General features: G+C 60.2%; 21 protein-coding genes. 9 read left to right on the top strand and 12 right to left on the bottom strand.

What is annotated here, in order from left to right; genetic code table 11:
- Positions 1-53: 53 nt before the first annotated feature.
- Positions 54-527: an Lrp/AsnC family transcriptional regulator gene (locus F8N49_RS04170; protein ID WP_024014870.1), complete on the bottom strand. Its 474-nt coding sequence runs from the start codon at positions 525-527 to the stop codon at positions 54-56.
- Positions 528-672: 145 nt separating this feature from the next.
- On the opposite strand from F8N49_RS04170, the gene F8N49_RS04165 reads away from it, so the two are divergent.
- Entirely contained in the window at positions 673-1,302 is a 630-nt protein-coding gene (locus F8N49_RS04165; protein WP_122748235.1) for a LysE family translocator, read from the top strand.
- Here the strand turns inward: F8N49_RS04165 and F8N49_RS04160 are convergent.
- From F8N49_RS04160 to F8N49_RS04135, 6 genes are read right to left on the bottom strand one after another with little or no spacing between them, the layout of a single operon-like run.
- On the bottom strand, positions 1,299-3,434 hold the full coding sequence (locus F8N49_RS04160) for a hypothetical protein (RefSeq protein WP_151550871.1): 2,136 nt from the start codon (positions 3,432-3,434) through the stop codon (positions 1,299-1,301). The genes F8N49_RS04165 and F8N49_RS04160 overlap by 4 nt on opposite strands.
- Positions 3,421-4,605 carry a DUF3142 domain-containing protein gene (locus F8N49_RS04155; protein ID WP_151550870.1) on the bottom strand — a complete coding sequence of 395 codons (1,185 nt, stop codon included), beginning with the start codon at positions 4,603-4,605 and terminating at the stop codon, positions 3,421-3,423. Before F8N49_RS04155 ends, F8N49_RS04160 begins: the two co-directional genes overlap by 14 nt.
- Before the next feature lie 59 nt (positions 4,606-4,664).
- On the bottom strand, positions 4,665-5,492 hold the full coding sequence (locus tag F8N49_RS04150) for a class I SAM-dependent methyltransferase (protein WP_122698764.1): 828 nt from the start codon (positions 5,490-5,492) through the stop codon (positions 4,665-4,667).
- Entirely contained in the window at positions 5,486-6,640 is a 1,155-nt protein-coding gene (locus tag F8N49_RS04145; RefSeq protein ID WP_151550869.1) for an acyltransferase, read from the bottom strand. Before F8N49_RS04145 ends, F8N49_RS04150 begins: the two co-directional genes overlap by 7 nt.
- The gene (locus tag F8N49_RS04140; RefSeq protein WP_122612813.1) at positions 6,637-7,938 is read right to left on the bottom strand and encodes a glycosyltransferase; all 1,302 of its coding nucleotides are present in this window, start codon (positions 7,936-7,938) and stop codon (positions 6,637-6,639) included. The genes F8N49_RS04145 and F8N49_RS04140 overlap by 4 nt, the downstream gene beginning before the upstream one ends.
- Positions 7,932-9,509, bottom strand: a complete 1,578-nt coding sequence (locus tag F8N49_RS04135) for a glycosyltransferase family 4 protein (protein ID WP_151550868.1) — start codon at positions 9,507-9,509, stop codon at positions 7,932-7,934. Before F8N49_RS04135 ends, F8N49_RS04140 begins: the two co-directional genes overlap by 7 nt.
- 427 nt (positions 9,510-9,936) lie before the next feature.
- Between F8N49_RS04135 and F8N49_RS04130 the strand changes: the two genes are divergently transcribed.
- From F8N49_RS04130 to F8N49_RS04095, 8 genes are read left to right on the top strand one after another with little or no spacing between them, the layout of a single operon-like run.
- Positions 9,937-10,851, top strand: coding sequence for a GDP-mannose 4,6-dehydratase (locus F8N49_RS04130; protein WP_122748229.1), 915 nt, complete (start codon positions 9,937-9,939; stop codon positions 10,849-10,851).
- Positions 10,848-11,819: a GDP-mannose 4,6-dehydratase gene (gene gmd, locus F8N49_RS04125; protein ID WP_122698768.1), complete on the top strand. Its 972-nt coding sequence runs from the start codon at positions 10,848-10,850 to the stop codon at positions 11,817-11,819. The genes F8N49_RS04130 and gmd overlap by 4 nt, the downstream gene beginning before the upstream one ends.
- Before the next feature lie 3 nt (positions 11,820-11,822).
- On the top strand, positions 11,823-13,265 hold the full coding sequence (locus F8N49_RS04120) for a mannose-1-phosphate guanylyltransferase/mannose-6-phosphate isomerase (protein WP_151550867.1): 1,443 nt from the start codon (positions 11,823-11,825) through the stop codon (positions 13,263-13,265).
- A complete protein-coding gene (locus tag F8N49_RS04115) occupies positions 13,266-14,063 on the top strand; it encodes an ABC transporter permease (protein WP_151550866.1) in 798 nt (265 codons plus the stop codon). It abuts the gene before it with no gap.
- Entirely contained in the window at positions 14,063-15,316 is a 1,254-nt protein-coding gene (locus F8N49_RS04110) for an ABC transporter ATP-binding protein (RefSeq protein ID WP_024014881.1), read from the top strand. The genes F8N49_RS04115 and F8N49_RS04110 overlap by 1 nt, the downstream gene beginning before the upstream one ends.
- The gene (locus F8N49_RS04105) at positions 15,313-16,680 is read left to right on the top strand and encodes a glycosyltransferase family 1 protein (protein WP_151550865.1); all 1,368 of its coding nucleotides are present in this window, start codon (positions 15,313-15,315) and stop codon (positions 16,678-16,680) included. The genes F8N49_RS04110 and F8N49_RS04105 overlap by 4 nt, the downstream gene beginning before the upstream one ends.
- Positions 16,664-17,794: a glycosyltransferase family 1 protein gene (locus F8N49_RS04100; protein ID WP_122748225.1), complete on the top strand. Its 1,131-nt coding sequence runs from the start codon at positions 16,664-16,666 to the stop codon at positions 17,792-17,794. The genes F8N49_RS04105 and F8N49_RS04100 overlap by 17 nt, the downstream gene beginning before the upstream one ends.
- Positions 17,795-18,925, top strand: a complete 1,131-nt coding sequence (locus F8N49_RS04095; protein WP_071173909.1) for a glycosyltransferase family 4 protein — start codon at positions 17,795-17,797, stop codon at positions 18,923-18,925.
- Between the two features lie 7 nt (positions 18,926-18,932).
- Here F8N49_RS04095 and F8N49_RS04090 read toward each other — a convergent pair whose 3' ends face one another.
- The 5 genes from F8N49_RS04090 to F8N49_RS04070 form a co-directional block, all read right to left on the bottom strand.
- Positions 18,933-19,559, bottom strand: a complete 627-nt coding sequence (locus F8N49_RS04090; RefSeq protein WP_122698774.1) for a glutathione S-transferase family protein — start codon at positions 19,557-19,559, stop codon at positions 18,933-18,935.
- Between the two features lie 104 nt (positions 19,560-19,663).
- Positions 19,664-20,590: a LysR family transcriptional regulator gene (locus tag F8N49_RS04085; protein WP_122748224.1), complete on the bottom strand. Its 927-nt coding sequence runs from the start codon at positions 20,588-20,590 to the stop codon at positions 19,664-19,666.
- Positions 20,591-20,844: 254 nt separating this feature from the next.
- A complete protein-coding gene (locus F8N49_RS28510; protein WP_151550864.1) occupies positions 20,845-21,237 on the bottom strand; it encodes a hypothetical protein in 393 nt (130 codons plus the stop codon).
- Between the two features lie 107 nt (positions 21,238-21,344).
- Positions 21,345-21,905 carry an arsinothricin resistance N-acetyltransferase ArsN1 family B gene (locus tag F8N49_RS04075; RefSeq protein ID WP_151550863.1) on the bottom strand — a complete coding sequence of 187 codons (561 nt, stop codon included), beginning with the start codon at positions 21,903-21,905 and terminating at the stop codon, positions 21,345-21,347.
- 411 nt (positions 21,906-22,316) lie between these two features.
- Positions 22,317-22,751 carry a helix-turn-helix domain-containing protein gene (locus F8N49_RS04070; RefSeq protein ID WP_151550862.1) on the bottom strand — a complete coding sequence of 145 codons (435 nt, stop codon included), beginning with the start codon at positions 22,749-22,751 and terminating at the stop codon, positions 22,317-22,319.
- Positions 22,752-22,780: the final 29 nt, after the last annotated feature.

The following is a 22,780-nucleotide window of genomic DNA, read 5'->3' as shown; positions in this document are numbered from 1 at the left end:
GGAATTCGTTCCCCATGTGGGAGCGAGCCTGCTCGCGAATGGTGCCACCCGGTCTACAGCGGCAGATGGCCTAACGGCAACGCGCCCGGCGCTTTCACTGTGTGAATGGCAAAGTTGCTGCGAATATCGCTCACCCCCGGCAGCTTCAGCAGGTGCGCGCTGACAAAGCGGTCATAAGCGCGCAAGTCAGGCACCACTACCTGCAACAAAAAGTCCGATTCGCCGGACACCAGAAACGCTGAGACCACCTCAGGCAGCGCAGTAACAGCGGCATAAAAAGCCTCGGCGCGTTCTTCGTTGTGCCGCTCGACCTTGACCCCGACAAACACCGTCAGCCCCAGCCCGACTTCATCGCGATCCAGATTAGCCTGGTAGCCTCGGATCACCCCCGCCTCTTCCAGCATGCGCACCCGGCGCAGACACGGCGAAGCCGACAGGCCGATTTCTTCTGCCAGCTCGACATTGCTCAAGCGCCCGTTGCGTTGCAGCGCGGCGAGAATCTTGCGGTCATAGGCGTCGAGTTTCATCTTTGGCAGATCCCGATAGTCTGACGGTTGAAAACCAGCAGGTTATGCCAAAGCTGCGAACAATTGAAGCCGACTACGCAAGCACCTGCCCTGCCCTCTCGCTCTAGACTGGCCCGAGCAAATCGACATCAAAAAGGGGTGTGATGTGGCAAGTCTGTGGCTGTTTATCCTGACGCTGGCGGTAGTCCTGCTACTGCCGGGACCAGACATGATCCTGCTGTTGCAAACCGGTGCGCGGCAAGGTCGAGCTGCGGCGCTGGCCACGGCGTTGGGTTTGGCCATCGCCCGCGCCTGCCACGTGGCACTGGCGGCATTGGGGCTGGCGGCGCTGTTCAAAACGGCGCCGTGGACCTTTGACGTGGTGCGCATCGCCGGCGCGGCCTATCTGATGTGGATCGGCATCCAGTGTTTTCGCAGCTCGCTGGTGCCGAGCCTGCAAGCCCAAGAGCAGGCGCCTGCCCAAGACCAGTGGCGCGGTGCGATCCGTCGCGGTTTGCTGACCAACCTGCTCAATCCCAAGGCGTTGCTGTTCTGCTCAGTGCTGTTGCCACAGTTTATCGTCAGCGGCGGCGCGCCGGTGCTGACGCAGTTCGCCGTGCTCGGCCTGGTGCTGGTCAGCGTCGGCCTGCTGTTCGACAGTGTTGTCGCCATGACCGGCGCGGCACTGGGCCGTTGGCTGCAACACAGTCCGACCGCCCAGCGCATTCAGCAATGGCTGTTCGGCAGTCTGTTGATTGGCTTCGCCGTACGCCTGAGCTTCATTCAACAGGCCTAGCCTTTGAACACCTTGCGCTGACGACGGGTGATCAGCAGTAGCGCAGCAACAGCGACCAGGATAACCGCGCCGATCTGCACCGGCCACTTGTACGGCCGCAGCGTCCCACGCACGGCATCGGTCACCTGGGTGACGTAGCGCTTGTCGGCATTCTCAAAATCCGGGTACGGGCATTGATTGCCGAAGTCTTGCGCCCACGGCACATAAGGGCCTTCCTTGACGTAGCGCTGATACAGCGCACTCTGGTCTTCAAGGCTGCTGTTCCAGCCGGCGGCATTGCACAACACCGCAGCAAACGCCTGACTGGTGTGCGGCAAGTTATCGGCGGCGCGACTGGCCAGTGCCGTGGCGACAAAACGATAGTGATAACGCTGATCCGGTTGCGCGGCGCTGGCCTGCTGGCGCTGCACTTCCACCGTGGAAATCAGCGGGCCGACATCCAGCTTCGTGCTCTCCAGCGTGTAATTGCCGCCGAAGGTGGCGTAATCAGGGGCCATCTCATAACCGAGGATGTCCATGCCCCACTCCCGGGCCGTCCATGCGGCGTTGTACAACGCACTGGCGCGTTTGCTCGGCCACCACGCCGACTCGGCCTTGAGCCGTTGCTCGCCATAGAGCCGGGCCTTGTGCCGCAGATCGTCACTGGCGAAATAACCGACCGCTTCCTCGTAACGGCCCTCACGCAGCAAGCGCCGACCGAGCAAATTGCGCAGATTGGCGGCCACCGACAGCGGCACATAGTTGTCGCGCTCCTGCTGCGTCAATGGCGGCGGCGCCGGCACATTCTCATCGACGTACTGCTTGAGCTCATCGACCGTCAGCACCCGCTCGGCAACGGTGGCGGCATCGAACCAGTAAAGGCTGTTGCTGCGATACAGCTGCACGAACGCTTGCAGGTATTCGCCGCGTTGCAGCGCCAGGATCGCGCTTTCGCCCTCCACCCGGCATTTTGGCTGTACCGTTTCAAACGCCCAGTCCGGCGTGCGGCGATAACCCCAGTCTTCATTCTGCGGAAAGGCCTGGGCGGCTTTGGCGTAAGCGGCGGCAGCGGCAGTCGTGTCGCCGTCACGCACTGCCAGTTTTGCCCGCAGCCACCAGGCCAGCCCGCCGTCGCCGGCGTTTACCAGAAACGCCTTGGCAGACGCGTAGTCGCCCTGTTGATAACTCATCGCCGCCAGTCGATCGGCATTGTCGAGGCTGCCACGGGTGCTGTTTTGCAAGAGTGTGACGAGTTTCTCTTCATTCGGCGGCTGCTCACCGAAAGACCAGCCCTGACGGCTGACCAGCGACGCCGTGACCAGTTGCTGCACCGCTGGCTGCTGCAGTAGTTTGGCCAGCTGAGATTCCGGCAATTCGGCCAGTTCGTTCATCAGTTGCTTGAGCGAGGTGTAACCGACGGCCGAACCGTGCAGGTTCTGTGCTTCGTACAGTTCGATGGCGCCGCTCCAGTCGCCCGCGCTGCGCAACACCCGCGCTTCTTCACCAAGGCTGGCAACGCCCAGTTCCAGTGGATCGCTGAAGCCGTCGATGCTCAGTTGCCGTGCCTGGCGAAAGGCATCGCGCGCCTGCTCCAGCGCTTCGATGCGATCGTGCGCCTCGTTGCTCATGGCAAAGGCGATGCGCCCGAGGGAATACGCCGCCCACGTGCTGCGCAAAGGACGCTGGTCCACCGGCAGCGCCAGCACTTTGTTGAAATACTCCGTGGCCAATTGATGGTCGCCGGTGGCAAAGGCCACGGCGCCGGCGACATACAAACGGATTTCCGCCGGCAGACCGGCGCCCTGCTCCTCGGCCTGACGCGCATCGCTGAGCCCGCGCAGGCGCTTGACCACCGCGTATTGCTCGGCGCTCAGGCCAACCTGCTCAGCCTGTTCGCGCGCCAGTTCTGACGCGTTGTCTTCGGCATAATCGTTGGGGTTGTGGGTCGCCGCTGTGACATTTTTCAGCCCGGCAATGGTTTTACCGAGGCGACTGACTTCGAAGCTGAAACTGCCTTCGGGCAAATCGGCCAAGGTCTGCGCGCGGTTGTCGAGCAGGCGCATCGGGAAGTCCGGGCCGCAGGCCAGCGCCGAACCCAGCGGCAGGCTGAGGCTCAGGCAGAGCAGATGGCGGGGCCAGTTACGGGTCAACATGCGAACCTCCTTGATCAATATATGCACAACGCGCCCAACCGACAGCGCGCTGTCCGCCCGCCGGCAAGCGGCCGTCACGCAGGCGGGTGAAGGTAAGCAGATTGGCACTTTGTTGCAACGAGTAACCGGCGAGCGCATCGGCACCTGCACAATCCTGCGCCTTTAGCGTGATTTGTGCGGGCCACGGGCTGTCGAGATTGCCGTGGCTTTCGAGCTGGATGTCATAGAGACCGCCCTGCTCTTTGAATGACAGGCGCAACTGACTGTTCAGCACATCTCCGCGAGCCACCGCGCGTAAAGTAGTCAGGCTCCAGGCGCGACGATCGTTGGCCAGCGGCAGGCGAAACCAGATCAGCCCGGCCAGATGCTCGAGCGGATCCTCGCGCAAAGTCTTGGCCAATTGGCTGAGTTGCAGCGGATCGGCGAGCAACTCCCGGCGCTGCCCGCCGCGCTCCAGTTGCACTTCGCTTTCCACTACCGGCGCGCCACCGTCATCGCTCAACAGCGCAACGCCGTAGGCCGGCAGCGCCAGATAGAAGGGTTTGTCGCTGATACGTGCCCAGGCCTTGGCCCATCTCAACGCCTGCTCGGGATCGAACAGACCCAGTCGCGGATCGCTCACGGCGTGGACTTGCAGCACGCTGCTGTCGACGCTTTGCAACAGCGCCGGCAACTGCGCGCTATCGAGCCAGGCCGGTAGCGCGGTGATGCTCAAAGGCAACGATGGCGGCAAGGCCGCACGCAAATTTTTGAGGAATTCAGCGTACGCCGGCAGCCGCGCGTTGCCGGCATCGTGGTCGATTTCGATACCGTTCAGCGTAAGGCCTTGCGCTTGCCAATCGGCAATGATCTGCAGAATCTGCGCGGTGACCTGCTGCTGGTCCAGTGACTGCAGCTGACCATCGAGGCGAATCACTGCGATCAGAGGGCGACCATCGGCTTTCAACAAGGCTGGATCAACCCGCGCCCGGCTCCAGCGCTCGCCAGGAAAGGCCTGCAATGCCAGCACGCGCAGCGTCGAGAAATCGTCGTGGCTGTTACGCAGTGCCGGTTCATGGGCAGGTGTCCATTGGCGCTGCCAGACGTAGAGTTGCTGGTCGAGGGCCGGCGCGACGTGTTGCTCGCAACCTGCCAGCAAGACGCTAAAGATCAGACCCGCAATAAACCGCATACCTTGGAAATCCCTGAAACCACAGGGCTGCAAGGTTACACAAAACCCTGCGCAGACGATCAGGGTTTGCGCGCGATAATCACCTGACTCTTGGCCACCACCGCATCCAGCGCCTGCTTGATCTGTGCACCGCGCGGGGAATCCAGCACCGCTTGCCACGTGTTGGCCCAGTGCTCGAGCATCGGGTGATCGGGGTTGCTGAGATCGACCTTGGCTTCCCAGAACAACATCATCCACATCGACCAGTAGAAGCCATATTGGCTGTGGCTGATGATCTCCAGCCCGGCCTCGCTGACCATGGCCTTGAACTGGTCTTCGCTGATGATGCGTATGTGGTTGGGTTTCTGAAAATACTCCGGCGCGGCGATGTCCTTTTGCAGGTCCTCGGAGCTGGGATGCGGCACGCTCAGCAGATACAACGCGCCCGGTTTACCGACACGCACCAGCTCGGCAAGAAACTGCGCGGGATCATCAACGTGCTCGATCACCTCGGTGGAGACCACACGCGTTGCCGTTGCGTCGGCAATCGGTAGCGGGTTGCAGTCGGTAACGTGGCATTCGATGTCCCGGGCCGGCGTGTCGCTCAGACGCTGGCGGGTGGCTTCGACCTTGGCCGCATCGATATCGGCAAGAATGATCTTCGCCCCGCGCATACCGCAGAAGTGCACGTTGCCGCCATCACCGCAACCGACATCAAGCAACGTGTCGTCAGCACTCACAGCGAATCCCGTATACAGCTCGTGGGTTGCCTGGTTGTACCAGCCGCTGAGTTTCGCGTCGTAAAGGCCGAGCGAGAACGGATCAACCTTGTCGGCAACCGCAGCGACCGGTTCTGCTGCAGTCTGTGCAGGCGTTATCGCCGAGAGTTTCTTCAAAAAGCTCAGCATGAGGTGGCTCCGGTGGAGGTAACAGCAGTTCGGGAAGCATTGAGGCGCTTGACCAGTGCAGCACCGCGATTGCGCATCGGCATTTCGACCAAGCGATAGTTGAGTTCGCTGAGCAGCGCGATCAGGCCAAAGGCAATCAGCACCGTAAGGATGGGATGTCCGGCCGGGCTCGGCAGACCGCTGCCCTGCAAGCGAAAGATCAGCTCACGCAGCAGCAGATAAGCGGGGATGTGGATCAGGTAGATGCCGTAGGAGCGGCTGCCGATCCAGGCCAGGCAGCGCTGAATGCGTCCGGCAGGCATCAGGTAGTCACGGTTGTACGAGGCGATCCAGACCAGCAGCGCACTGAGCACGGCGATCGAACCGATGCGGAAACTGGCCAAGGTAAAACGGTCGGTCGCCATGAAGCTCAACAGCGCTGCAATGACAATCAAGGCTGAAATGCCAAGCCATGGTCGGCGCAAGAACGAGGGCTGCCAGCGCTGATAACCCGGCTGCGCACTCCACATCGCCAACAGTACGCCAAGGGCCAGCGCGTCGGTGCGCACTACCATCAGCAACGGCGTGCGCACGGTCAGAATCTGCACCGCGACCAGCGCCAGCAATGCCCAGATCAGGTGTCGGCGAAACAACAGGATCAGCAAAGGAAAGAGCAGATAGAACTGCTCCTCCAGCGCCAGGCTCCAGTAAACGAAACTGCTGCCATATTCGTATTGGAAGAAGCTGTCGGCGAAGCGGAAATTGGCGTATTGCAGCACCCCGGCCAGGGTCGCCTGAAGATTGGCGGATAGCGTGCCGAACGCACCGGATCGATTGAAAAACATACAAGCCAGCAGGATCAGCGCCAGCCACAGCCAGGCTGAAGGCAGCAACCGAAAAGCCCGGCGCAGCCAGAAATGGCGTACATGTTGCCAGCGCTCCCGGCCCGTCGTGCAGCCTTGCAGCACCGGGATCAAGCTCCGGGCGATGACAAAACCAGAGATCGCAAAAAACAGGTCAACGCCCCACCACGTCTGCGCCCATTCGTGGATCCGGGCCAGCGACGGCACCGGGTCGGTGAACAGATTGTCCGCCAGATGGTGGAACAACACCGCGAGCACCGCGACCGCACGCAGGACTTCAACGTCCATGATGCGCTTGGCGTTCATGCCTGGGGGGCTTCCAAGGCAGGCGCACGATGCTCGAACAACTGCGTCAGAAACCCTCGCAAACGCTGTTCAGCCACAGCCTGGCTGCAGAACGCCTGCAAACTGTCGACTGCCTGCGCGGACATATCGGCATAGCGCTGCGGCTGGTTTTTCGCGACGTCATAACTGGCCCGATAGGCCTCGCATAACGAGGTCCAGTTGGTCACGTAACGCAGGGTTCTAAAGGCCTTGCGCGGGTCGTGAGGCCAGGCTGTCAGCTCATCCGTGGACTCGATCAGAAAGGCATTCGCGGTGCTCAGGTAATCGATCATCGCCGTGGTACGCGGCGCGACCGCCGGCTTGCCGCAGGACATGAACTCCATCAGCGGCAGGCACTGCCCTTCACCGTACGAGGTGTTGACCACATACCGCGTGGCCTGCACCAGTTGCTCGTAGTCCGGATCGGCGAGGTAGCCGTAGATCAGAACGATCCGGCAGCGATAAGACTGGTTTTTGTACAAGTGATGAAGAATATCGCTGAGCGCTTCTTCGGCGTCATGGTGAGTGAGCTTGAGCACCAGCGTCGCGTCTTCGACATCGCGGAAACACACACAGAACGCACTGAGCATGTCTTCCCAGTTCTTGCGCCCGTCACCGGGATTGAACACCGAGGTGTAAACCACACCGTCAAGCATCAGCGTCTGTTCGGAGGCCGGCGCGGCGAAGTCGATGCCGTCGCCGCTGCGCAGGTGCGCCGGCCCGAATGCATTCAGATTGAGGGTGCGGCTGTCCGCGACCAGGCCTTTGATCGTCAGGCTGTACGCGGCGGCCAGCGCTTGCTCGGGCATCTTCGCGCCACGGGCCGCAAAACGGTCCCAGACCGGCGCCGGCACCGCGACGATCGGGTACTCGGCACCCATGGCCTCACGCACGGCGTTGACCGTATAACTGGAATGGGTAATCGCCGCCCCGCAGGCATGCAAGACGCTACGCCAGTCGTTGCGCGGCTCGCCCGCGAAGGCTTCGTTGGGGATCGTGCTGAACTCCCACGCAAACACCGGCAGCGTCGGACAGGCCAGGTGAACGGGGGTGCGATGCGGCGGCGAGAACGACAGAAACACGCAAGGCTCGCCACGGCTCAGGCATTCCAGATACAGCGCATCGACTTCTGTCTGCGGATCGGCCACTTCCACCACCCGACCGATGCGTTCGAGCACCGGACGATATTCCTTGAGCACGAAGTAATAGCTGTACTCCGAACGCCCGAGGTTCTGCGCAATGGTGTGCCGGTTGGTTTCCGAATGAATGATGATCAGCATGAGGCGTTATCCGTCACAGGCGCAGCATCGGTGGGGCCTGCTGTCAGCGCAAAGAACTCCGCGAGCCGTCTGCGCACCGGCGCGAAGGCGCAGTATTGCTGCATGCGCGCGACGGCGGCGGCAGACATCCGCTGATACTCCTGCGGCTGAGCCTTGGCCATTCGATAGCTGTTTTCGTAGGCGTTTTTCAGCGAGCCCCAGTCGGGGCGGTGCCGCAGCGTGCGGTAGATGATCCGCGTGTCCTGCGGCCAGATCGTCAGCTCTTCACTGGACCTGACCACGAACGCCACCGAGTCATCGATGTAATCTTCCATCGCCGTGTGATCGGGGGCGATCACCGGTTTACCGCTGGACATGAACTCCATCAAGGGCAGGCATAGCCCTTCGCAACGTGACGCGTTGACGTAGAAACTGGCCGCCTGATAGAGCCTGGCGTACTGCGCGTCGTCGAGGTAACCGTGCATCACCACGACCCGACAGGCGAACGGTGTGAGTTGCGCCAGCAGGGTCATCAACTCGCTGTAATAGGACGCCAGATCATTCTGGGTGATCTTGAGCACCAGCGTCGCGTCGGGCGTTTCGCGGAACGCCCAGCAGAATGCGCTGATCAGTCGATGCCAGTTCTTGCGGCCATCCTTGGGGTTGAATACCGAGACATACACCACACCCTCAATTGTGGTTTCGACCACCGATGAGGTGTCCGGCAGATCGAGTGGCGCCGGTTCGATCACGGGCACCGGCGCAGCGCCGCACACCTCAGGCCAACGCTGTTGCAGCCAGCCATGCAGAGCGTCCGGCAGCAGATCGCGAATGCCTTCCCAGTACCAGTTGTGCAGAAACTTCACCCGCGGCACCGGTTCCGCCTGTTCGCGTCCCAAGTCCAGCGCCCACAGCCGCAGGTAATGTCGAGCGATGACCAGTCGGCGTTTGAACGTCAACGGTGGCGGGCGCGCGGCTTCAATTGCTGCGGCCAGTGCAGCCTGCTCTTCAAGGCTGATTGGCGTCGGGATCAGCGCATCGGCTGACAAGCCGAGGGTGCGCGAATCGAACATGCACCCCTTGATTGCCAGTGCAGTGCCCGGGTTGACCGGCATCGGTTGGTGTTGCTGACGAATCGTTGCGAAGCTGTCCCACAACGGCGTCGGCAAAACCAGCACCGGAAACGCTTCGCCCATGGCGCGGCGGATGGCCGTTGCCGTGTGGGTCGACAGGGTGATGACCCGACCGTGGCGCGCGAGCATGCGTGTCCAGTCCTGACGCGGATCGTCGTCCCACTGTTCATCGGGGATCGAATCGAACTCCCAGGCCACCACGCAAATCGTCGGGCATTGCAGATCAACCGGAGTTTTCTGCGGCGGGGTGAAGGACAGGAACACACTGTCTTCGCCAGCGGCGAGCAATTGCCGGTAAATCACATCGACGTCGGCGACAGATCCGGCCACGTGCACGCGCCCCAGGCTTTCCAGCACCGGGCGATAGGCTTTGAGGACAAAGTAATAGCTGTATTCCGGACGCCCGAGACTGGCACTGATGGAGCTGTCGTTGACGTCCGAATAGAGAATGAAATTCATGGCATCCCACGATGAAGCACCATCCCGGCGACTTCATGCTATGACGGCCGCGCGGCGGATCGGGTCGGCAGGGCCGGCACTCGTCCGTCATCATCGGGCACGTCTCTGTTCTTGTTTTAGTGGTCAGTTTCACCCCGCGTCGCGGCGTCCGGAAAACAACCGGCCAACTCGCGACGAAGGCCATTCTAAACACATCCATCGCGAGTCCGGGAACCGCCGGGCGAGAATAAATCGGACTATGCTGACGAGAACTGACCAGTCACGGTTTGCCCGGTTGAAATTGCCGAGCAATTGGCACAGATTGGCAATCAAACAACTACAACAACGGCTTCGCCTGCTGTTTCACCGGATTTTTCCTCCGGTCTGACAGGGCTTTCCTCAAAGCGTGCAAGGAAAGCGGCGCGAGTCATGACCAAGGGGTCGCTGTTTGAAAAAACGTCTGTTCGTCACGGGCCTCAGCGGCTTCGTGGGACAACACATTCAGTCTCGTCTGGCGTCGCCGGGCTCGTCGTGGGAGCTGCTGCCTGCCGCATCGGCCTACGACCTTACGAACGCCGACAGCCTCATCGACCTTTGGCCCGAGATGCCGGATGCAGTCATTCATCTGGCCGGCCAGACCTTCGTGCCGGAAGCCTTTCGTGACCCGGCCCGCACCTTCGATATCAATCTTTTCGGCACCCTCAACCTGCTGCAGGCGCTCAAGGCTCGCGGCTTTTCCGGCACTTTCCTGTACGTCAGCTCCGGCGACGTTTACGGGCAAGTCGCCGAAGAGCATCTGCCAATCACCGAGCAACAACCGCCGCTGCCGCGCAATCCTTACGCGGTGAGCAAACTTTCAGCGGAGTTCCTCAGTTTGCAATGGGGCCTGAGTGAAGGCTGGCCGGTGCTGGTGGCGCGTCCGTTCAACCATATTGGCACCGGGCAAAAAGACAGCTTCGTCATCGCCAGCGCCGCCCGGCAGATCTGCCGTATCAGACAGGGTCTGCAAGCGCCGCAATTGCAAGTCGGCGATATCGACGTTACGCGGGATTTTCTTGATGTCGGCGACGTGATCGCAGCGTATTTCGCCCTGCTGGAAAACGGCGCACCGGGGCAGGTCTACAACATCTGCTCGGGCCGCGAGCAAAGTATTCGCAGCCTGATCGAGCAATTGGCCGATCTGGCCGAAGTCGACGTAGAACTGGTGGCGGATCCGGCGCGCATGCGGCGCGCCGACCAGCGCCGCGTCTGCGGCAGTCACGCAAAACTGGCCAGCGCCACAGGATGGGCGCCAGCCACCACCACACAACAATCCCTGCGGGCGATCCTGTCCGACTGGGAGACGCGAGTACGACAACAATGACAAAAAGTGCACTGATTACCGGGATCACGGGCCAGGACGGCGCCTATCTGGCCAAACTGCTGCTGGACAAGGGTTACAAGGTTCACGGCCTCGTCGCCCGGCGCAGCAGCGATTCACGCTGGCGCCTGCGCGAGACGGGTATCGAAGCCGATATCGTCTACCTCGACGGCGACATGGCGGACGCCTGCTCGGTACAGCGTGCGGTAATCAAATCGGCACCGGACGAGGTCTACAACCTCGCCGCACAGAGTTTTGTCGCCGCCTCGTGGGATCAACCGGTGACCACCGGCATCGTCGATGGGCTGGGCGTGACACACCTGCTCGAAGCGATCCGTCAGTTCAGTCCGCACACGCGTTTTTATCAGGCCTCGACCAGCGAAATGTTCGGCCTGATCCAGGCTGAGCAACAGGACGAGAACACGCCGTTCTACCCGCGCAGCCCTTACGGCGTGGCCAAGCTCTACGGACACTGGATTACCGTCAACTACCGCGAAAGCTTCAACCTGCACGCCAGCAGCGGCATCCTCTTCAACCATGAATCACCGCTGCGCGGCATCGAATTCGTCACCCGCAAAGTCACTGACGCCGCCGCGCGCATCAAGCAGGGCAAACAGCAGGAGCTGGCGCTGGGCAACATCGACGCGAAACGCGATTGGGGCTTTGCCGGCGATTACGTCGAAGCCATGTGGCTGATGCTGCAGCAGGACAAACCCGACGACTTCGTAGTCGCCACGGGCGTCACCACCACGGTGCGCGAGATGTGCCGCATTGCCTTCGATCACGTCGGCCTTAACTACCGCGATTACGTGAAGATCGACCCGGCGTTCTTCCGCCCGGCCGAAGTCGAAGTGCTGCTCGGCAACCCGGCCAAGGCCCAGCGTGTACTGGGCTGGAAACCGAAAACCGACCTGGATACCTTGATCCGCATGATGATGGATGCGGACATGAAACGCGTCGCCAAGGAGTAGGCCATGCTGATTCCGGTGATTCTGTCCGGCGGTGCCGGCACCCGTTTGTGGCCGGTGTCCCGCGAGGGCCACCCCAAGCCGTTCATGACCCTGCCCGACGGCCAGTCGCTGCTTGGCAAGACCTACCAGCGCGCGGCGGCGTTGCTGGACGGCTGGGGCGACATCGTCACCGTGACCAACCGCGAGTATTACTTCCAGAGCAAGGATCACTATTGCGCAGCTCAGGTGTCGCGCCATCGCGGACACTTTCTGCTGGAGCCGAGCGGGCGCAACACCGCACCGGCGATCGCAGCAGCAGCACTGTCATTGCAGGCGCTGCACGGTGACGACGCAATCATGGTGGTGATGCCGGCCGATCACTTGATCGTCAATCAGGACGCCTTGAAGAGTGCGGTCGAGCACGCAGTGAATCTGGCGAAGGACGGTTATCTGGTGACCTTCGGCGTGGTCCCTACCGCGCCGGAAACCGGCTTCGGCTATATCGAGACCGGTGCGCCGCTGGATGCCAAGGGTGCGGCCAAGGTGCAGCGTTTCGTCGAGAAACCCGACCTGCAGACCGCCACGCATTACCTTGAGAGCGGCAACTTCCTGTGGAATTCGGGGATGTTCTGCTTCACCACCGCGACGCTCATTGCCGAACTGCAACTGCACGCACCCGAGTTGCTGGAACAGACCCGCGCCTGCATGGCCATCAGCGCACCGGTCGAAACGGTCGGTTGCCTGCAACAGGAGTTGTCACCGGCCCTGTTTGCCGAAATCACTGACATCTCCATTGACTACGCACTGATGGAGCGCTCGGAAAAAGTCGTGGTGATACCTGCCGGTTTCGACTGGAGCGACATCGGTTCGTGGAACGCGGTCGCCGCGCTGATTCCCGCCGACGCCGACAACAACCGCGCCAGTGGCGAAGCGATCTTCATCGACAGCCACAACAACTTCGTGCAGAGCGAAGGCCGGCTGGTGGCAACCGTCGGTGTGGATAACCTGATCATCGTCGACACCGCCGATGCGGTGCTGGTGGCCCATGCCGACCGTGCACAAGATGTACGCCGCGTGGCCAAGCAACTCAAGGACAAGTCCCACGAAGCCTATCGCCTGCATCGTACGGTCAGCCGTCCTTGGGGCACCTATACCGTTCTGGAAGAAGGTCCGCGTTTCAAGATCAAGCGCATCGTGGTCAAACCCGGTGGCAAATTGTCGTTGCAGATGCACCATCACCGCAACGAGCACTGGGTGGTGGTCGAAGGCATGGCCAAGGTCACCAACAACGGTTCCGGCACGACTCTGGTGGCGAAGAACGAATCGACGTTCATTGCCGCCGGCCACAAGCATCGCCTGGAAAACCCCGGGGTGATCGACCTGGTCATCATTGAGGTGCAAAGCGGCGAGTACCTGGGCGAGGACGATATCGTTCGCTTCGAAGATCAATACGGCAGGACGGTCTGAATGCTGCTTTCCCTGTACCGCTCGCTGCACAACTACCGTGGATTCATCCTCGGCAGCGTGCAGCGAGAATTTCAAGCGCGTTATCGCAATTCGCTGTTCGGCGCGCTATGGCCCATTTTCAATCCGCTGTCGATGATCATCGTTTACACGGTGATCTTTTCCCAGATCATGCGCGCACGTTTACCGGGTGTGGACGACAGCATGGCCTACAGCGTCTACCTGTGCGCTGGTCTGCTGGCCTGGGGACTGTTTTCCGAAATCACCCTGCGCAGCCAGAACATGTTTCTGGAAAACGCCAATCTGTTGAAGAAAATCAGCTTCCCGAGGATCTGCCTGCCGGTGATCGTCCTGATCAACGCCGGGATCAATTTCGCCATCATCATCAGCCTGTTTCTCGGATTTCTGCTGGTCACCGGGCGCTGGCCGGGGATGGCTTTGCTGGCGCTGATTCCGCTGATTGCTCTGCAAATGATGTTCTGCGCCGGGCTGGGCATGATCCTTGGCGTATTGAACGTATTCTTTCGCGATGTCGGCCAGTTGTTCGGCATCTGCCTGCAGTTCTGGTTCTGGCTGACACCGATCGTCTACCCGGTCACGATCCTGCCGGAATGGGTGCAGCGCCTGCTGCAACTCAACCCGCTGACCAACCTGTTCAGCAGTTACCAGAACCTGTTTCTCTACGGTCAGTGGCCGGTATGGAGTTCGCTGCTGCCGGTTTTCATTACCGGCGTGGTGTTCTGTCTGATCGGTCTGCGACTGTTTCGCCAGCGCGTCGGCGAAATGGTGGATGAACTCTGATGGGACATATTCGCGTCACCGGCCTGGGCAAGGCCTATAAGCAATACCCCAACCGCTGGGCGCGCCTGGCTGAGTGGCTGATCCCGTTTTCGCCGATCCGCCATCAACAGCATTGGGTGCTGCAAGATGTCGAATTCGAGATTGCTCCGGGTGAAGCGGTGGGTATCGTCGGCGCCAACGGTGCAGGCAAAAGCACCTTGCTGAAAATGATCACCGGCACCACTCAACCCACCCAAGGCAAGATTGAATTGCAAGGGCGCGTCGCAGCCCTGCTGGAGCTGGGCATGGGTTTCCATCCGGACTTTACCGGTCGGCAGAACGCAATCATGGCCGGTCAGTTGTTGGGCATGCAGCTTGAAGAAATCCAGGCCCTGATGCCCGATATCGAGCGTTTTGCCGAAATCGGCGAAGCCATCGATCACCCGGTGCGGACTTACTCCAGCGGCATGCAGATGCGTTTAGCGTTCAGCGTCGCCACGGCTCGGCGCCCGGACATCCTGATCGTCGACGAAGCGCTGTCGGTGGGCGACGCCTATTTTCAGCACAAGAGCTTCGAACGCATCCGCAGCTTTCGTAAATCCGGCACGACGTTATTGATCGTGTCCCATGATCGTTTCGCGATTCAGTCGATTTGCGACTCGGCGATCCTGCTCAAGGACGGGCGCGTGGCCATGCGCGGCAAACCGGAGCCGGTTCTGGATTATTACAATGCGCTGATGGCCGAACGGGAGGGTCAGGTCGTACGCCAGGAAACGCTCGCCGGCGGCGAGGTGCAAACGGTTTCCGGCACCGGCGAGGCGGCGATTCTCAGCGTACGCCTGCTCGATGAAAACCAACGCAGCATTGACGCTGTCGAAGTCGGCCAACCGGTGGTGCTCGAAGTGCAGGTCGAGGTACGCGAGGACATCGAACGGCTGGTGCTGGGCTTTATCCTCAAGGATCGACTGGGCCAGATGATGTACGGCATCAACACCCACCGGCTGAACAAGGCATTGACCGATCTGCGCGCCGGTGAACGCTTCACCTATCGCTTCGCCTTCATCATGGGCCTGGGCAAAGGCAACTATTCGGTGTCCCTTAGCCTGTCGCGTCTGGACTCGCACCTGGATCGCAATTTCGAGTGGCGTGACTACGCACTGGTGTTCCACGTGATCAACAACCCACGGGAGGATTTCGTCGGTTGTGCCTGGCTCGACGCAAAAACCACCATTACCCGTGAAACCGAGGCCCGGCCTGTCGAGCGTGCGCCATGACCCGCCTCTTGGTTGAATGCACTCACGTATTCAAACACCCCAAGGTCAATTCGGGGATTCAGCGCGTGGTGCGCAACGTCATCAAGCAGCTGCCCGCCAGCGCTGACGGCGTTGAGTGCATGCCGGTGGTGGTGATCAATCGCCAGCTCTACCGCGTGCTGCAACTGGCGCCTCTCGATACACCGTTCTGGAACAGCCTGGAAACCTTCGGTGAACGCCTGGAGCGCCTCGCCCATCGTTTCTGGCAGTGGCATCAGCGCCGCGATGCGCTATGCACTTCGAAACTGGCGCGGCGGCTCCTTTATGTCAGCTATCGGTTGACCCAGTTTGCCGTGCTCGGCCTGCCGATTCGGCTGGTCAGACGGATCAACCGCAGGCAGCTGCTTCAACGTTGCTCGCCGCTTCAACACCATCCGGGCGATCAACTGGTGCTGCTGGATTCATCCTGGCACTCGGACTTTTTCGCCCATGTCGAGCAGCTCAAACGCGACGGCGTCGGCATGATCGCGGTGATCTACGACCTGATTCCGCTGACGCATCCGCAGTTTTACGACACGCGTCTGGTCGAAGTTTTCAATGAGTGGTTCGACTGGATTACCCGCACGGCCGACGGCTACATGGCAATTTCCGCCACGGTGCGTGATCAGGTGCGTGGTGAATTGCAACGCAGAATCGGTGCCGAGCAGACTGAAAAGCGCTGGTTCGATTACTTTTATCTGGGGTCCGAGCTCGACCTGCATCACGGCGCGGCAACGATCGAACCACGCCTCAAGGATCTGTTCGCTGCATCCGGCCCGGTATTTCTGATGGTCAGCACCATCGAGCCGCGCAAGAACCATGGGTACCTGCTCGACGCCTTCGAACGCGCCTGGGCTGCCGGCTCGACGGCACGCCTGTGCATCGCCGGGCGTATCGGCTGGAAATGCGACGCGCTGCTCGAGCGAGTCCGCAATCATCCGGAACTGAATCGGCGCCTGTTCATGTTCAATGACCTGAGCGACACCAGCCTTGAATACGCATACGCGCAGGCCAGTGCGCTGGTCTTCCCCTCGTTCGTCGAAGGCTTCGGCCTGCCGCTGGTGGAAGCCATGCAGCGCGGTTTGCCAGCGATGGGTAGCGACATCGCGGTATTCCGCGAAATCGGTGGCGAGTTCATGGCGTATTTCGATCTGCTGGATCCACAAAGCCTTGCCGATCTGATCGAAACCTATCAGCGCAGCGGACAGTTTCCCGCCGCCCGCGACGTCGCTGACTGGCGCTGGATCGGCTGGCGCGAGGCCAGTGAGCAGCTGGCGACACGCAGCCTTGCCCATGTTCAGCAGGCCCCGCGCGTGCAAGCGAGGCCGCATGCGCATTGCTCTTAACGCCCGCATCCTGCAAGCACCGCGCACCGGCATTGGCCACTACGTCGCCGAACTGGTCAACGCCTTGCGCAGCGAACCCGATGTGGACGTAAGCCTGTTTCACGGATGGGGCTGGAGTTCGGCCCTGCCGGCCGCAGCCATGCCCGGCTACTCGCGCATGACGCCATTGCTGCGGCAAATTCCCGGGGCTTATCAGGCACGCCGCTGGCTGGAGCAGAAACGTTTTGATCAGGGGCGTGCACAAGGGCTCGATCTTTATCACGAGCCGAGCCTGTGGCCGTTGGCCTTCGACGGCCCGACCGTGATCACCCTGCATGATCTGACGCACCTGCATTTTCCAGAAACCCAGCCACCAGCACGTTTGAGGGAAATCGAACGTCGTCTGGCCGCCGGCGTGGAGCAGGCGCGGGTCATTCTGACCGATTCGCAGGCGATCGCTGACGAGGCGCAAACCTATTTCAACCTCCCTGCACAGCGATTCGTGGTGGCGCCGTTGGGTGTGGCCGAACGCTTCCATCCTCGGCCACTTGAGGAAATCGACAGTGTGCTCAAGGCTCACGCCGTCCAGGCGCGGGAATATTTCCTCTGTGTCGGCACCCTGGAGCCACGCAAGAACCTGAGCCTGGCGTTGCAGGCCCACGCCATGCTGCCAGACGCTGTGCGCCAGCGCTTTCCCTTGTTGATCGCGGGCATGGCCGGTTGGCAGCGCGAGCAGTTCAGCGAGCCACTGCGCCAGGCATTGGCGAGCGGCCACGTGTGCCTGCTCGGCTATCTGCCCGATGAGCAATTGGCGCAACTGTTGGCCGGCGCCCGGGCGCTGATATTTCCATCATTGTATGAAGGCTTTGGCTTGCCGGTGCTGGAAGCCATGGCCAGTGGCACGCCGGTGGTGACCACCCGTTCTTCGGCGATGCCGGAAGTGGCCGGTGCGGCTGGCAACTATATTGAAGCGGACGATGCCGAGGGCGTGCGCGATGCAATGAGCCGTCTGCTTGACGACTCGCAGCATTGGCAGGCCTGCCGCGAAGCAGGATTGCAGCAGGCGCGGCTTTTTTCCTGGCAACGTTGTGCACAGGCTACGGCCGGTGCCTATCGCCAGGCCATGGGAGGTTGAATGCGCGTTCTTCATTTCTTCAAGACGTACCTGCCCGATTCGGTCGGCGGCATCGAACAAGTCATCTTTCAGTTGTGCGAAAGCGGCGCCCAGCATGGCATCGATGGGCAAGTGCTGACCCTCAGCACCAATCCGACGCCGCCCGTGGTGCAACTGGGTCAGCACGAAGTACATCGGGCGAAGCTGGATATTCAGTTCGCCTCGACCGGTTTTTCCTGGAGCGTGTTCAAGCAGTTCCGTGAGCTGGCCGCCGAAGCCGACGTGATCAACTATCACTTCCCGTGGCCATTCATGGACCTGGTGCATTTCGCCAGCGCCGTGAACAAGCCGAGCGTGGTCACCTATCACTCGGACATCATTCGCCAGAAGCATCTGCTCAAGCTCTATCGGCCACTGATGAATCGCTTCCTCGCCAGCGCCGACCGCATCGTTGCTGCATCGCCGAACTATCTGCACACCAGCGATGTGCTGCAGCAATTTCAGGACAAGACCCGCGTTATCCCCTACGGCCTGAATAAAGCAGGTTATCCACAGCCCGATACCGAACGCATGAACCGCTGGCGCCAACAGCTTGGGGATAAGTTCTTTCTGTTCGTCGGGGTGATGCGTTATTACAAGGGGCTGCACATCCTGCTCGATGCGCTCAAAGACATCGATTATCCCGTGGTGATCGTCGGTGCCGGTCCGCTGGAGCAGGGACTGCATGCACAGGCCGCCGCGCTGGGCCTGCGCAATATTCACTTTCTCGGCCGACTGAGTGACGAGGACAAAGTGGCGTTGCTGCAATTGAGTTACGCGATTGTCTTCCCTTCGCACCTGCGCTCCGAGGCTTTCGGGATTTCGTTGCTCGAAGGCGCGATGTACGGCAAACCGATGATCTCCAGCGAAATCGGCACCGGCACCAGTTTCATCAATATCCACAACGAAACCGGACTGGTGGTGCCACCGAGCAATCCACAGGCCTTTCGTGAAGCCATGCGTACGCTTTGGGAAAACCCTGAGCGTGCTGCCGAGATGGGGGTCAAAGCGGAAGCGCGCTATCGGCAGCTGTTCACTGCCGATGAGATGGGTCGCAAGTGGACAGAGCTGTATCAGGAACTGCTGGCTGAAAAGGCTCTGTCCTACGCTTGAGTGGAGATCACGCGGTTTTCTGCAACCCGGCCACCGTGCGCGGCATTGCGACAAAACCCGGCAACGCTTCGATCCGTGCCAGCCAGGCGCGAACATTGGCGTAGTCATCCAGCGAGACATTGCCCTCCGGCGCGTGAGCAACGTAGCTGTAGGCAGACACGTCAGCGATGGTCGGCTCTTCGCCCGCCAGATACGCAGTTTTGACCAACTCCAGCTCCATGACCTTGAGCAGGTTGTGCGCACGTCCAATGACTTCCTCGGCATTCAGTTGCGCTCCAAACACCGTGATCAGGCGTGCCGCCGCCGGGCCAAACGCAATCGGTCCCGCCGCTGCCGACAGCCAGCGCTGCACACGCGCTGCGCCCACCGGGTCGGTCGGCAGCCAGCGTCCGTTGCCATATTTCTGCGCCAGATAAACCAGAATCGCGTTGGAATCAGCCAGCACCACGCCGTCGTCATCAATTGCCGGCACCTGACCAAAGCTGTTGATCGCCAGGTACTGCGGCTGCTTGTGCTCACCCTTGGCCAGATCGACGAAGATCAGCTCGGTCGGCAGTTGCAGCAGCGACAGCATCAACTCGACGCGGTGGGCGTGGCCGGAACGTGGGAAGTTGTAGAGTTTGATCGCTTGCATGGTCGACTCCGCTGGAAAGTGACGTCGCTACGGGGATGAGCGCGCCGATGGAGTCATCATCTATGGGTTGCCGGAACAACAGAATAACCAGCCACTGCAATCGATTATTTCATCTCGTGCAATAACGCCGCTGCGTTCAAGGCCGGATGCTCACGCAGCGCCTTCACGGCGAAGTCGACAAAACTGCGGATCCGCGCCGGCGCCTTGCGCCCGCCCTGATACACCACATGGATCGGCAACGGCGGCAATTCAAACTCGGCGAGGACGATTTCCAGCTCCCCCGCTGCGACCTTGTCCGCTACTTGATAGGACAGCACTCGCGTCAGACCCAGGCCTTTGCGCGCGGCGGTGATCGCCGACTGATTGGCCGTGACGGTCAGGCGCGGTTCGGTGCGCACACTGAGTGCTTCACTGCCGTCGAGAAACGGCCAGTTGCGTTGCTGACCGATCGCCGACGTCGCCACCACTGGCAGCGCGGCCAAGGCCTGGGGATGCTCCGGTCGGCCGTGTTCAGCCAGAAACCCCGGCGAAGCGCAGATTACTCGCCGCACTTCCCCGACGCGAATCGCATGCTGATTGCTGTCCGGCAGCTCACCGATGCGCACCGCGACATCAATGCCCTCCTCGACCATGTTGACGACCCTGTCCAGCAACAGCGCGTTGATCGACACATCCGGATAACGACAAAGGTAATCGGCCATCACTGGCGTGACGAACAGATCGCCGAACAGCACCGGCGCAGTAATCGTCAACTGCCCGCGCGGCAAGGCATGGCTGCCTGCCGCCGAATCCTCGGCCTCCTGCACTTCGGCAAGAATCCGCCGGCAGTCATCGCAGTAACGTTGCCCGGCTTCGGTGAGATGCACGGTGCGCGTGGTACGCACCAGTAACTGTGTACCGATATGCTGCTCCAGCGCCGCCACCGCCCGGGTGACGCTCGCCGCCGACAGACCCAGACGCCGCGAAGCCGCCGAAAAGCCTTGCTCTTGGGCGACGACAACGAAGATCTGCATTTCCTGAAAGCGGTCCATGGGATTCCTCGGCGGCGGATACGACAATCGCAGCCGAGGCTGCGATTGTGGGAGAGCTGGTTACCAACAACATAGTTTGACACAGACCCTCGCGTAAATCGGGGCCTGTAGGATGATCCGGGATAACAACAACAGCAACATAGATTGACCCAAATGGGCTGTGCTCCAAATGCAGCGTCCAATTGTTCACAACATAGTTTGACACGAACAGCTTGAGTAAGCAGCCAGGAAAAATTGGCACATGAGCTGTGGTCTCAGCACAAGCTCAGTGCGATGTCTAAATTTGTGCGCAACCTTCGGCCGGCTCTCATAAGCACATAAACCGTGTTTTTCGTCTCAAATAAACAGTTTTGGGAGAAGGAAACCTCCAGCGTCGATCTAACCCAATCACCCGGTGCAAAACGACCTTTGCTATCTTGAATAACGGTCAATGCGTAAACCAAGGCCGGGATAAGCCCTCTATCGGTGATGGCTGTTCGCTGACGTGTAGTAACTTCTAGGTCCAAGATTACCCAATCAGCAACAAGGCAGTATGGACGGGAAGGAAAATGCCGATTTGCGAGTGCCACTGCGTCTGAGCCAGTGAGTGGGCACCCGTTTATGTTCTCGCCTGCGGAAAGCAGCGAGGTAAACGCCGCCAAATTCATTCATTCCTCCCGCCGGTCGGTGAACCGACTCGAACCTAAATCATTCCTAAGCATAGCTCTCAGCTAACAGCCTGGTACTGATTGCGACGAATAGTAGTCAAGTCATCTCATACTATTGTCCCTCTGCTCCCCCTTATCTCATTGAACGGGATGATCTCTATTGGGGGCATCACAGCACAAAGCGGTTTACGCCAATAACCCACGCTGTGCCATTGGCCTCGCTTGAACCCAACCTCCGGGTAAGTGCCGATGTGGGTGAACCCGAGCGCTTCATGAATACCTATGCTTCCTGCGTTGGGTAGGGCAATGCCGGCATAGGCTGCATGAAACCCCTGTTTCTCTAAGACTGATAGAAGCTGCTTATAAAGCGCGCGGCCAACCCCTTTTCGTTGCACTACCGCGGCCACATACACGGTAACATCCACCGACCAACGATAGGCCTCTCTCGCTCGATGCGGGCTTGCATAAGCGTATCCAACGACCTTGCTTTCCAACTCGGCTACCAGATAGGGATACGTCGGCAGTGTTGCGATTATTCGTGCAGCCATCTCATCGACAGTCGGAGGCGTCAGCTCAAACGAGATGACCGTGTCCAAAACCATTGGCGCATAGATAGCCTGGATGTCAGAGGCATCAGCGGGTGTTGCAACCCTCACTCTGTAATTCATGTCCTTCCTTGCTGTCCCCGTAAAAGTATAATTTGAACGGCTGTGGCACTTATGACTCAGCCCTTCAGAAGGTCGCATCAGTCCGCGTGCTCTCATCAAGCCCTCACCGGATCCACGAACCGCAGAGAGCAGCCTTCATCACGGAAGGGGAGCTTCTGCTCGTGGAGATCAGGCTGCGGGATATCCACGACGACGTCTTTACTACCATGCACCTTCGCCAAAACAGCACCGTTATCTGCTAAGAAAATGCTGCTGAATTAGTACGCTACTGCACCTCTTGCTCAAGTTTCTCCGATGGTCCGTTGAAGACGTTTCGAAGCAAAATCACCTTGAGCGGACGCACAGCTCGGTGAGATTTTCGTGTTCTTCAATTTAGATGGCAGCTGGCTTCTACTATGGTTTCCGACTGGGCTAAGAGCAGCAACCAGAGCGAGCCCCAGCAGCGGGTTCGAACATTGAATCAACAATCGTGCAATCTGGGGTGTTCGATCCTAAGCATGCTGACTCACACGTGCCTGCCATCGAGAGCAGCTCTATCCGGATCTGCTGGAGTTTAGCTACCTTCGACTCTACTTCTGCCAAGTGCTTCTTGACCACTGACAGTGCGTCAGCACACGGACGATCAGCATCCGCTGCGAGCGCGATGAGTTCCCGTATATCGTCGAGAGGAAAGCCTAACTCACGATTCTGACGGATGAACACGAGTCTTGAACGATGCTTCTCTGTGTAGATTCGGTGCCTGCCGGTCGACCGCAGGGCCGGCGGTAAAAGGCCTATTTTCTCGTAGTAGCGAATCGTCTCAATGTGGCAACCCGTTGATTTAGACAACGCCCCGATTCCTGACATGCGGATTCCCCAAGCATTTTCTTGAACCT

This window comes from Pseudomonas sp. GXM4 (assembly GCF_008923895.1).
In the GTDB taxonomy this organism is placed as follows: Bacteria; Pseudomonadota; Gammaproteobacteria; order Pseudomonadales; family Pseudomonadaceae; genus Aquipseudomonas; species Aquipseudomonas atacamensis.
This window is presented reverse-complemented; position numbering and strand designations above follow the sequence as displayed.